This is a genomic window from Micromonospora salmantinae (assembly GCF_022230905.1).
GTDB classification, from domain to species: domain Bacteria; phylum Actinomycetota; class Actinomycetes; order Mycobacteriales; family Micromonosporaceae; genus Micromonospora; species Micromonospora salmantinae.
In genome coordinates this window covers 51,923-63,314 of record NZ_JAKKFG010000033.1, presented here as the reverse complement: position 1 = coordinate 63,314, position 11,392 = coordinate 51,923, and the positions used below count along the sequence as shown (strand labels likewise).

General features: G+C 70.9%; 12 protein-coding genes and 1 pseudogene. 6 read left to right on the top strand and 7 right to left on the bottom strand.

Annotation, left to right across the window (positions count from 1 at the left end; genetic code table 11):
• Positions 1-242: 242 nt before the first annotated feature.
• The 3 genes from PSH03_RS22625 to PSH03_RS22615 form a co-directional block, all read right to left on the bottom strand.
• Positions 243-659, bottom strand: a complete 417-nt coding sequence (locus PSH03_RS22625) for a VOC family protein (protein ID WP_210785577.1) — start codon at positions 657-659, stop codon at positions 243-245.
• Between the two features lie 91 nt (positions 660-750).
• Positions 751-1,125 (bottom strand): cupin domain-containing protein, encoded by a 375-nt coding sequence (locus PSH03_RS22620; protein ID WP_210785576.1) that lies wholly within the window; start codon positions 1,123-1,125, stop codon positions 751-753.
• 180 nt (positions 1,126-1,305) lie between these two features.
• Positions 1,306-1,803 carry a YcxB family protein gene (locus tag PSH03_RS22615; protein WP_210785575.1) on the bottom strand — a complete coding sequence of 166 codons (498 nt, stop codon included), beginning with the start codon at positions 1,801-1,803 and terminating at the stop codon, positions 1,306-1,308.
• A gap of 93 nt (positions 1,804-1,896) precedes the next feature.
• Between PSH03_RS22615 and PSH03_RS22610 the strand changes: the two genes are divergently transcribed.
• The 3 genes from PSH03_RS22610 to PSH03_RS22600 all read left to right on the top strand — a co-directional run bounded on the left by PSH03_RS22610 (position 1,897) and on the right by PSH03_RS22600 (position 5,044).
• Positions 1,897-2,856: a PaaX family transcriptional regulator gene (locus tag PSH03_RS22610; protein ID WP_238690356.1), complete on the top strand. Its 960-nt coding sequence runs from the start codon at positions 1,897-1,899 to the stop codon at positions 2,854-2,856.
• 282 nt (positions 2,857-3,138) lie between these two features.
• A complete protein-coding gene (locus PSH03_RS22605) occupies positions 3,139-4,353 on the top strand; it encodes a cellulose binding domain-containing protein (RefSeq protein ID WP_238690355.1) in 1,215 nt (404 codons plus the stop codon).
• A 100-nt stretch (positions 4,354-4,453) separates the two neighbouring features.
• A complete protein-coding gene (locus tag PSH03_RS22600; protein ID WP_210785572.1) occupies positions 4,454-5,044 on the top strand; it encodes a DinB family protein in 591 nt (196 codons plus the stop codon).
• 109 nt (positions 5,045-5,153) lie between these two features.
• Here PSH03_RS22600 and PSH03_RS22595 read toward each other — a convergent pair whose 3' ends face one another.
• The gene (locus PSH03_RS22595) at positions 5,154-5,297 is read right to left on the bottom strand and encodes a hypothetical protein (protein ID WP_210785571.1); all 144 of its coding nucleotides are present in this window, start codon (positions 5,295-5,297) and stop codon (positions 5,154-5,156) included.
• Between the two features lie 42 nt (positions 5,298-5,339).
• Complete coding sequence (locus PSH03_RS22590; RefSeq protein ID WP_238690354.1) at positions 5,340-6,377, bottom strand: serine hydrolase domain-containing protein; 1,038 nt, start codon at positions 6,375-6,377, stop codon at positions 5,340-5,342.
• Positions 6,378-6,474: 97 nt separating this feature from the next.
• Here PSH03_RS22590 and PSH03_RS22585 point away from each other — a divergent pair, with 97 nt between their 5' ends.
• Entirely contained in the window at positions 6,475-7,344 is an 870-nt protein-coding gene (locus tag PSH03_RS22585) for a fructosamine kinase family protein (RefSeq protein WP_238690353.1), read from the top strand.
• A 129-nt stretch (positions 7,345-7,473) separates the two neighbouring features.
• Complete coding sequence (locus PSH03_RS22580) at positions 7,474-8,724, top strand: MFS transporter (RefSeq protein WP_238690352.1); 1,251 nt, start codon at positions 7,474-7,476, stop codon at positions 8,722-8,724.
• A gap of 357 nt (positions 8,725-9,081) precedes the next feature.
• Here the strand turns inward: PSH03_RS22580 and PSH03_RS22575 are convergent.
• Positions 9,082-9,903 (bottom strand): annotated as a pseudogene (locus tag PSH03_RS22575) (MFS transporter); the annotation flags it as partial.
• 108 nt (positions 9,904-10,011) lie between these two features.
• Here PSH03_RS22575 and PSH03_RS22570 point away from each other — a divergent pair.
• Positions 10,012-10,854 carry a LysR family transcriptional regulator gene (locus PSH03_RS22570; RefSeq protein WP_238690351.1) on the top strand — a complete coding sequence of 281 codons (843 nt, stop codon included), beginning with the start codon at positions 10,012-10,014 and terminating at the stop codon, positions 10,852-10,854.
• Between the two features lie 43 nt (positions 10,855-10,897).
• Here the strand turns inward: PSH03_RS22570 and PSH03_RS22565 are convergent, their stop codons facing one another.
• Complete coding sequence (locus PSH03_RS22565) at positions 10,898-11,299, bottom strand: DUF6069 family protein (protein ID WP_238690350.1); 402 nt, start codon at positions 11,297-11,299, stop codon at positions 10,898-10,900.
• Between the last annotated feature and the right edge of the window lie 93 nt (positions 11,300-11,392).

Below are 11,392 nucleotides of genomic sequence, written 5' to 3'. Positions count from 1 at the left end.
GCGTGCTGCTGTGAGGCCACAGCGGCGGACGGACCGCCACCTGCGCGCGAGGGAGGAGGGCGGGGGGCCGCGGACGCTGAGAGTGCGGCGGGTGCTGCCGCCTCGTCACCGCTAAGGCGGCCACGAGGTCTCCGGTATGAAGTTCTTGCTTGGTCGCAGAACCAGATACCGGAGACCTCTTCAATTGTCGATCACCGCCACGCCGGGACCTTCACCAGCCACCACGACTCCTGAAACACGCTTTAGTCGAGGCAGAACTCGTTGCCCTCGACGTCCTGCATGTTGAGGCACGACTCGTTCTCGCCGTCGGCGAGCAACAGCTGCCCGCGTACCGCGCCGAGGGGGATCAACCGCGCGCATTCGGCCTCGAGGGCGGCCAGGCGCTCCTCGCCCACGAGCCCGGTGACGACCCGCACGTCGAGGTGCACCCGGTTCTTGACGACCTTGCCCTCGGGCACCCGCTGGAAGTACAGCCGCGGGCCCACCCCCGACGGGTCACTGCACGCGAACCACGAACCCTGCTCGAAATCGACATCGTCCCAGGTGGCTAACCCCTCAGGGGGCGGCGGCGGGACGTACCCCAACACCTCACACCAGAAACGACCGACGCGCACAGGCTCGGCGCAGTCGAATGTCACTTGGACCTGCTTGACCGACATCCGTTCACCTTATGAGTCGCGCTGCCGCCGCTGTCCTGGCACCCCCGGGCGCTGGGGGGTGACGCGCTGGCCACGGCTGGCCGTGGAGATCTCAATCCACCTTGGTGAGAAGTGGTTTCCCCTTCTCGACGACGTACGTGGCCAGTTCGACAGCGATACCGTCGCCAACGTTGCGGGCCTGGTGGTGCACACCGTACGGAACCGTGAGCGCGTCGCCGGGATTGCACACCATGGGTGGCTGCCCCTCCAGCCGATACTCGAGGGTTCCCTGCAGAACGCAGATGATCTCCTCGCCGGGGTGGAAATGCTTGAACGGTGGCGAATCCGGAGTGAACTCCACCCGAGTCTGAATGACCTCTCGCCCGGGGACGCTGAGGTCGTGCCGTTGCAGATCGATCCGCCACAGCCCGGGTGCTGACTCCACCGCCGTGGGGCTGATCCCCTCAGGTCGATCCTTGGTGCTCATGACGGCCTCCTGTCAGGCGTCGGGCCGACGGCCATTACTCGGATTGGTACATCCCCGTCGAGAATAGGTAGCCGCCGACCGTCAGGTGCGGAGATGCCGACACGAAGGGCTCCTCGGTGCTCCGTCGCGACCGGCTCGGACGCGGTAGTCCGATCCCCCAGCGGCCGGCGGCAGGCTGGTTCACCGACGGGGCAGCAGCCCTCGTTCGGTCATGTGGGCGCGCAACGTCTCGGCGTCCTCGGCCGACATCAGCCAGCGCGGGATCACGGTCGCCGGCATTCGGCCCACGTACACGACCCAGAAATCTCCGGCTTCCCGCACCTGGGCAACCCCGTCCCAGGCGATGCCGCCGGACTCCGAGCCGCTGCGCATCATGATGTTGTCATCGGTGATGTCGTAGGCGCCCTCGACGGCGTAGCTACCGGAGCGGCGTCGGGCGCGCGCCAGCACCCACGGCCGGTACAGCATCGACAGCACGCCGGCCACTACCAGCGCGGTCCACAGCGGCGAACTCCGCTCGCCCCACCCGAACCCCCGCGAGACGACGAGACCGATGACCCCGACCGTGGCCAGGACCGCTCCGATGTAGCCGAATCTGCGGAGCCGGACGTTGCCGAGCGCGGCGGCCACCCGGCTCGGGTAGGCGGGATCGGCGGGGACGTCAAAACGGATCTGCACGCCAGAACGATAGTGCCTCCACCCGCCCCGGAAGGCGCCTTGCCCCGCCGCACCGGACATGCCGCGGGTATCCGGGTGCGGCAGTCTGATGAGGTGAACGCCGACGACGTCCGAGTGCCCCGGGCCCAGGCGGGGTCGAGCCCCCAGCATCTGCTGACGACAGTGCTCGGCGAATACCTCGACTCCTCTGACGCCGACCTGCCGTCGACGGCGGTCATCGCGATTCTGCGGGAGTTCGGGATCAGCGAGTCCAGCGCCCGTGCCGCGCTGTCCCGGCTGGTCAAGCGTGGTCTCATTGCGACGCGAAGGAGGGGTCGGTCGCCGGTCTACCACCTCACGCCGCAGGCGATCGCCAAGCACCGCTCCCGGATGCGGCACTTCCTGAACTTCGGCTCCCACCCGGCGCCCTGGACCGGCGAATGGGTGCTGGCCTCCTTCTCCGTTCCGAACGCCGGCCAGGCGTCCCGTCATGCGCTCCGCAGGGCGTTGACCGCACTGGGGTTCGTGGGCCTGTACGACAGTGTGTGGATCCGGCCGGGATCCGACGCCGTGCCGGCGCGCGAGGCGCTGCGCGAGCTGCTGCACCACGTCGGGGGTGCCCGCTGGTCGGTCCTGCACGCCCGGTTCGACGAGGAGGCGGGGCCACACGGGCCGGCCTCCGCGTACGACCTGGCCAGTCTCGCCTCCGCGTACTCGACCTTCATCGAGCAGTACGCGGAGCTGCGGGCAGCCGCGCGCAACGGGAAGGTGGGCCCGGCCGGGGCGCTGGTGGCTCGGACGTCGGCGATGGATTCCTGGCGGAAGTTCGCCGACGTCGACCCGGATCTCCCCCCGCACCTGCTGCCTGAGCCCTGGCCTCGCCAGGAGGCCAGGGAGACCTTCCTGGACATCCACACCACGCTCGGCTCGCTCGCTCAGGCGCGTCTGGTCGAGGTGGCGACGCCGCACTGGCCGGATGCCGGCTTGTGGATCACCCACTTCCAGGCGTCGAGGGATCCCTCACGGCCGGAGCCGACCGGCGGAAAGCACGGCAGCGGCCCACTCGCCGGCTGACGACGTCCCGGCCGGTCAGAGCCGACGATACATTGACACTTTTCGTTGCGACAGTGATAGTAACTGCATACAGCTCCCATCGGAGCGCCTGTAGGGACCGCGGCCGGGCGGTCGCCGGCGCTGAATGAGCGGGCAGCGGCGACCGAGGGCACGGCCGTCGCCCAGGCCGCGACGCGCCCACGTCGACCAGACCCGTGGCCAGCGCTGACCACTGTCGTCGGGGCGCGAGTGACACCACCGCCACCGCGGGGAGCGCCACCGTGACTGTTCCTGGAGGATTCAATGAGAAGGCGAGCAAGGATCTACGCGGGGCTGGCGGCCGCCATCGTCCCGGTCACCTCCGTGATCATGGCGCTCGGCGGGACACCGGCGTCCGCCGCCATCGGCGGGTCCGGCCCCTACCCCGCCGACTACGAAACCTCGGCCACCCTGGCCAACCACACCATCTTCCGGCCGCAGACCCTCCCGTCCGAACGCCTGCCCATCCTCGTGTGGGGCAACGGCGGCTGCTCGGCCAACGGCCTCTCCCAGGGCAACTTCCTTCGCGAAATCGCCTCCCACGGCTTCCTCGCCATCGCCAACGGCGCCCCGAACGGATCCGGCTCCACCACCTCCCAGATGCTCACCCAGTCCGTCGACTGGGCGGTCGCGGAGAACTCCCGGCAGGGCAGCAAGTACTACAACAAGATCGACACGAGCAAGGTCGCCGTCGCGGGCTTCTCCTGCGGAGGCCTGGAGGCGTACGCCGTGTCGAACGACCCGCGCGTCACCACGACCGGCATCTTCAGCAGCGGTCTGCTCAACGACGCCGACGACTACCAGCTCAGGAGACTGACCAAGCCGATCGCCTACTTCGTCGGCGGGCCCAGTGACATCGCCTACCCGAACGCCATGGACGACTGGGGCAAGCTGCCCGCGGGCCTGCCCGCCTTCATGGGCAACCTGAACGTCGGGCATGGCGGCACCTACGACCAGGCCAACGGCGGCGAGTTCGGCCGGGTGGCGACTCTCTACCTCAAGTGGCGCCTGAAGGGCGACGCCACCGCCGGCCGCAACTTCGTCGGCGCCGACTGCGGTCTGTGCCGCAGCCAGTGGAGCGTCCAGCAGAAGAACCTGACACTCGACGACGGCACGCCGCCGCCCACCACCTCGCCCCCGACCACGCCGCCGCCCACCACCCCGCCGCCGACCGGCACCCCCGGCTGCACCGCGGCCTACTCCGTCCAGGACCAGTGGAACGGCGGGTTCGTCGCCAACGTCAGCGTCACCGCGGGAACCACAGCGCTGACCGGCTGGCGGGTCACCCTCACCCTGCCGAGCGGCGCGTCGGTCAGCTCGCTCTGGAACGGGGTCAGCAGCGGTACCAGCGGGACCATCACTGTCGCCAACCAGAGCTACAACGGGCGACTGGCCGCAGGTCAGGCCACCAGTTTCGGCTTCCAGGGCACCGGCAGCGGCAGCGGCAGCGGAACCACAGCGAGTTGCACCGGAGGCTGACGCCCCGGGGTAGATCGAGTCGATCGGTGGGCCGGTGCCCCGGCACCGGCCCGCCGGGCCCCGGGCCACCGGGCCCGGCGGATAGGGAAGACTGGCCCGCATGGCTGATCTGAACGATGCGAAGGCCGCGCTGCACCACTACCTCCGGGAGAACCGCGAAGACCTCGTCTGGAAGCTCGACGGGCTCAGCGAACGGGAGGTCAGGCTGCCCCGCACGGCGACCGGCAACAACCTGCTGGGTGCGCTCAAGCATTGCCTCAATGTCGAAGCCGGCTACTTCGGGCCCACCTTCGGTCGTGAATTCCCGACGCCCGACGAACTGGTCCCCATTGCGGCGTTCGACGAGGACCCGCAGGCAGACTGGTACGCCAGTGAGGACGAGACGAAGGACGGGCTGATCGACCTGTATCGCCGGGTCGGCGCGTTCGCCGACCAGACGATCGACCAGCTACCGCTCGACGCGCCGGGGCAGGTGCCGTGGTGGCGGCCAGGTCGGCAGGACGTGACGCTACAGCGGATCATCATCCACGTGACCTGCGATCTCGCCCGGCACGCCGGGCACGCCGACATCATGCGCGAACAGCACGACGCGGCGATCGGCCTCCGGCGGACCAACACCAACATCCCCGACGACTACGACTGGCCGGCCTACGTCAGCAAACTGACGAAGCTGGCCGACCACTTCGGGTGATCGGCAAAGCTGTCGGCGTGCGAGACGACCTCAACCAGATCGAAGCGGCCTTCCTGGGAACGCCACTGGCCGGCCTGCCGATCGGGCACGGACCGTCGGCACCATCCGGTTACTCGGTTGCTGGCCTCGCGGTCTGCGTGACCCCTTCCTGGCGCAGTTCGAGCACGTGGGGCTGGTCGTCGGTCCGGACGAACCAACCCGGTAGCCGGTCCGGCTCGCCCAGCAGCGAGACCCGGTCCCGAGGCAGATCCACGACATCGATCCTCGACCGCGCCCACCGGTGGATCAACTCCCGTCAGCCGGTGGGGCGCGTGACGGTACGAGAGACCTCCCGGATCAGATCGAGCGGTTCTTCGGTCCAGTGGGAGGCGAGGACGAGTTCCCGGGCCGGGTCGACCCACAGCAGGTGTCGTCCGCCGTTGCCCCGGGCGCTGCGGCCGGTCGTCGGGGCTCCGGGCCACGGCACCTGCTCATCGTTGAGCCACCACAGATAGCCGTACTCCCGTTTCACTGGGCACGGGGCCCAGGACTGGTCAACCCACTCGGCACTGAGCAGCCGGGTCCCGGCATGGGTCCCCCGGTCCAGGAAGAGTTGCCCGATCAGGGCCAGGTCCCGGGCCGGGACGATCAGTCCCCCGCCCCAGTGCGCGCCGCCGGAGACCACCTCGACCCGGCGGCCGTCGAGGTCGACGACGCTCGTCCGGTACCCGTGCCATGACCACCGGTCGGAGGCGCCCAGCGGGTCCATGATCCGCTCCCGCAGCACCTCCGGCAGCGACCTGCGAAACAGCAGCGTCAGCGCGTACGCGAGCAGGTTCATCCGTACGTCGTTGTACGCCCACCCCTGGCCCGGGGGTGTGCCGTGCACCTCGGTCCGCTCGCGGAAGCTCTGCGCGTCGACGGCCGTCGGCTTACCCCACAGCTCGCCCTCCCACTGGCTCGACTGCTGCAACAGATGACGCCAGGTGATCTGCTCGTTGTGCGGCCCCCGGAACTCGGGAACGTCGACGACCTGGTGCACCGGTTGGTCCGGCACCAACAGCCCGTCGTCGAAGGCCAGGCCGGCCACCACCGACGCGACCGACTTGGTGACGCTGAACGCCATCTCCGGGACGTCCGGGTCGCCCCAGGCCGCGACCTCCCGACCCTCGACCCGGACAACTCCACTGGCCCCACTGGCAGCAAGCAGCGGACCGACCACCTCGCGGTGACTGGCGTCGGAGACCTGTGCCGCCTGGTAGGTCTCGATGTCGGCGGCGGCCGTCGTCCACCGAGCGCCGAACTCCCGGACGATCCGCTCCAGCCGCTGCTGATCCACCGACACGTCACCCATGCCCAGCAGTGTCCAACACCCCTACCACCGGCGGGGCGAGCCGTGACCAGCCACATAGGATCGGGCGACCTCGTACGCCGGACCTGAGGAGCGTCCCGTGACCCTGCTGGAGCGTCTGCACCTGGCCGGCATGCGTGAGGTCGTCTCGGTGCAGCCGGTGACCGGCGGGCTCGCGGCGCTCGCGGGCATCGCCACCCGCCGGGACGCCCCACCGGTGTTCGTCAAGGGCTTCGCCGACCCGCCGGCCGACGACGTCTTCGTCGCCGAGGCCGAAGGGCTGGCCGCCCTGCGCGAGTTGGGCGGTGTGGCGACACCCGAGGTGATCCTGGCGGATCGCGACGTCCTGGTGCTGTCGGTGTTGCGCGAGAGGCCACGCAGCGAGGCCTTCTGGGAGCAGTTCGCACACCTGCTCGCCCGCCTGCACCTGAGCACGACCCATCCCCGTTTCGGCTGGCACCACGACAACTGGCTGGGCCGTCGCCGGCAGGTCAACACGTGGAACGACGACGGCTTCGCCTTCTTCGCAGAGCACCGGCTGCTGCGTTGGCTCGACGAGCCCCGCGTCGAGGCGGCGCTCGACGCGCAGGACCGGTCGGCGCTGGAACGGCTCTGTGACCGACTGCCCGACCTGCTGCCGGAGCGTCCGGCGTGTCTGACGCACGGGGACCTGTGGGCACAGAACGTCCTGGCCACCGCGGACGGAGAGCCGGCGCTGATCGACCCGGCCGTGTCGTACGTCTGGGCCGAGGTCGACCTCGCGCACGTGTGGTCCACCTCGCCCCCGCCCGAGGCGCGACGGATGTTCGAGGTCTACGCCGAGCTGACCTCGCTCGACGCCGACTGGGAGGCCCGGATGCCGGTCATCCAGCTGCGACAGCACCTCGCCGTGCTGGCCCAGTTCGACGACGACTGGGGCGCGGCCGATCAGATCCGCGCCGTCCTTGCCCCGTTCCGGACGCGATCGTGACCACAGGGCCGGCCGCCGATCGCGGCGACCGGCCCGGCCAGCCGATCCGGTCGACGGTAGCCGAGGCCCGTGCGCGGAGCGGGAGTCGTGCCCTCCACTACGGTGACCACCTGGAATGGGGGGTGGACCATGGCACCGGAGGTGTCGCCGCGAAGGGCCAGGGCCGTGCTCGTCACGCTCTCCCTCGCCGCGTTCGCGTTCATCACGACCGAGTTGCTGCCCGTCGGTCTGCTGACCCGCATCGCACCCGATCTGGACCGGTCCCGCTCACAGGTGGGCCTGCTGGTCAGTGGGTACGCCGTCGTGGTGGTGCTGGCGTCCGTGCCGCTGACCCGACTGACTCAGCGCGTCCCCCGGCGGCACCTGCTCGGCGTCACGATGCTCCTGTTCGCCGCCGCGAACGCCGCCGCCGCGCTCGCACCGACGTACGCAGTGCTGGCCGGCACCCGCCTGGTGACCGCCCTCGCCCAGGCGCTGTTCTGGTCCGTCGCCACGGCGACAGTGATCGGGCCGTTCCCGGTCGCGGTGCGCGGCCGGGCGGTGGCGCTGTTCGCGACCGGGGCGACGCTCGCCCCGGTGCTCGGCGTACCCCTCGGCACCTGGCTCGGGCAGCAGGCCGGCTGGCGCGCGGCGTTCGCGGTGCTGGCCGGGATCGGTGTGGCGATCGCCGCCGCGGTGCTGATCCTTCTCCCCTCCTATCCTCCGGCCGCCGGCGGCGCTGCCCGGGGCAGCGCACCGCACGGCCGGCGCTTCGCCGTACTGCTGATCGCCACCGCCCTCGGCATCGGCGGCTTCATGACCCTGCAGACCTACGTGACACCGTTCCTGCTCGACGTCAGCGGCTTCGCCGACGCGGTGCTGGCGCCGCTGCTGTTCGTCTCCGGCGCGGCGGGCGTCGTCGGCACCCTGGTCGCGGCCCGGACGCTGGACACCCGACCGATCGCTTCGCTGCTGACGCCGCTGGGCATCGGCACGGCCTCGCTGCTCGGGCTGTACGTGCTCGGCGCGCTCAAGCCGGGCGTGGTCGCGCTTCTCGCCGGGATCGGCCTCGCGTACGCGGCGTTCGGCTCCGCAGTGCAGAACCGGATGCTGCAACTGGCCCCGGGCAGCACCGACATCGCGTCGGCCGGTGTCAGCACCGCCTTCAACGCCGGCATCGCCGGCGGATCACTGCTCGGCGGTGCCCTCCTGCCCACCTCGGGGGCACGCCCGCTGGCGCTCACGGGCGGACTGCTGACGCTGGCCGCCCTCACGCTGCTCGCCGTGGACGCACATCGCGGGCGCGTCGTCGCGCCGGAGCCGACCGTCGCCAGTCCCCCAGCTATACGCCGGTCCGACTCGCCTGCTGTCGGAAAACCCTCCGGTACGGGCCGGGCGTGACGTCGAGGAGTTGTGCGAACTGAGATCGGACGTTGCTCGACTCGTTCCCGCCGTTCGCGCGGGCGAGCGGCGGGACAGCAGGTATCCGGTGCCCGCGGCGGCGAGGCCGGCAAGGCCGGCCGTCGCGAAACCGCCCGCCGGCACGGAGAGGTCGATCGCCACGCCGACGAGCGGGGCTCCGAGCGCGAAACCGGCGCTCTGCGCCGACGATTGCAGACCCGTCACCTCGCCGCGCACACCGGGCGGCGCCAGGCGGCTCACCACGTCGGCCACAGTGCCAAGGGTCGGCGCGGTGAGTAGTCCGCTGCCGACGACGGCCACACACAACCACCGCCAGTCGTGGGCCAGCCCGGCGGGAATCGTCACGAACCCGAGCAGGGCGAGCAGCAGCCAGGTGGGCAGTGGCCGGGTCAGCGCGCCGTAGACCAGCCCGCCGATGACCGACGACACGCCGAACACCACGACGACCACGGCGGCCCAGGACACCTGACCTGCCTCCCGCAGCGTGGCGACGATGGCGAGGTCGACGCCGCTGAGCAGCGTCGTCGTCCCGAACGCCATCGTCAGCGCAGCGATCATCCTGGCGTCCAGCCACTGCCGGCGTGGGGGTCGTTCCGCCGCGGCGGCGTCCGTCTCGTCCTGGGCGCGCATCGGTGGGTTGAGCAGGGCGATGCCGACACCGCCGGCCAGGATCGCGGCACCGACCCCCCACGCCACCACGTCGGGGGACACCGTCGCCGCGCCCAGGATCACCACCGCCGGGCCCACGATGTACGACAGTTCGCCCTGCACCGATTCCAGCGCGAACGCGGCCCGGCGCTGCTGCGCCGTCGTCATCTCGGCGATCGCCTGTCTGCTCACCGCCTGGGCCGGCACCATCAACAGGCCCGCCACGAAGCTGGCGACCAGCAGGAACCCGTACGGCAGGACCGGCACGCCCAGCCAGAACACGACCTGCGCGCTGACGGTCACCAGCAGGACGAGGCGCAGGCCCCGTGAGTCGATCATGCGGCCGAGCAGTGGCCCGCCCAGCGCCACTCCGGCGGTCAGGGCCGCCGCGACCCCACCGGCCGCCGCGTAGCTCAGTTCCAGGCCGAGGACGACGAAGAGGGTCAGCGCCATCACATCGGCCGTTATCGCGGTGCGGGCAAGCAACGAGACGCCCAGCAGCGGTGCCATCCCTGGCACGGCGAGCACCTGCCGGTAGCTGGTCACCCGGTTGACGCTAGTTCCGCCCGCCCGCCATAAGAAGACGCCATCTCGTTGAGGCTGGCATAATGATTGCTTATGGCCAGGGACCTGGAGACCGCCCTGCTGCGGTCGTTCGTCGCCGCCGTGCGGGAGGGCAGCATCAGCCGTGCGGCGACGGCGCTCGGGCAGACCCAGCCCGGTCTCAGCCAGCAGCTGCGCAAGCTCGAAAGCGCCGTCGGTCGTCCGCTGCTGCACCGGTCGTCGTCCGGTGTCTCGCCGACCCGGACGGGCGAGGAGCTGCTGCCGTACGCCGAACGCATCCTCTCGCTCTCCGCACAGGCACTCGCCGAAACCGGACGCGCGCTCACCGGCCACTGTGGCGTCGGGTTGCTCGAAGACCTCGCCGCGTCCCACCTTCCGCAGGCCCTCGCCGACCTCGCCCGACTGCATCCCGGCGCGACGCTGGAGGTGCTCAGCTGCTCCAACGCCGCCATGCGGGAGGCCTACGACGCCGGCCGCGTCCAACTCGTGCTCGACGCGGTACCGGACATTCCCGGGCCGCCGCGCTGGACGGTGCGCGCCCCGCTGGTCTGGGCGACCGGGCAGGGTGTGGACGTGAGCGCCGATCCGCTGCCGGTGGTGCTCTTCTCCAACCCGTGCTCCTGGCGTACGTCGGTGCTGGACGCGCTGGAGCGTGCCGATCGGCGTTGGCGGGTGGCCTTCGAGAGCAACAGCCTGGTCGGGGTCCTCGCCGCGGTGCGGGCCGGGCTCGGCGTGGCGGCGCTCATGCCCGCGAACCTCGAACCGGTCATGATCTGCCGTGACACGGATGCCCTGCCCGTCCTGCCGGACGTCGAGTTCGGTCTCGCCCGGCACCCACGGACCGAGGGGGATCCGCTGATCGACGCCGTGGAGACGGTGCTCCGTCGCATCGTCTGAGCACCTGGCCCGGAGTCGACGTCTCTGCGCACGGTCAGCGTGGTCATCGGCTCGCCCCTCCCGGACGAGACCGGGGCAGGCCGAGGATGAGGATGACGCCGACGCTCAGGTGCAGCAGCGCGAGGGTCGCCTTCGCTCCCCCACCGACGCCACTCGGCGGCCCGACCGCGAGCGACAGCAGCAGGACGGCGACCGCGATCGAGGTCCACCAGCCGCGGGAGCGGTTGGTGCGGCGTTCCAGCACCGCGAGCAGCGCCCAGCCGGCCAGTGCCGCGACCGCGGTGGCCACGATGACCGCGGCCACAGTGATCTGCCGGGTCGAGTCAGCGGACCTGACCGCCAGGTCGACGCCGGCCGCCGAGTCCAGAAGCGCGAACTCGACCACCGCCACCATGATCGCGCCGGCCGCCACCGCGGCCCGTCCCAGGAGAAGGTTGTTCGTCATGGTCTGAGTCTGTGGACCGGACCGGGCCGGACGCGTCGGTCCAGGCGCCACGGCGGGTACGCCCGCTGGCGGCCCGGCGTACTACCAAAGGAG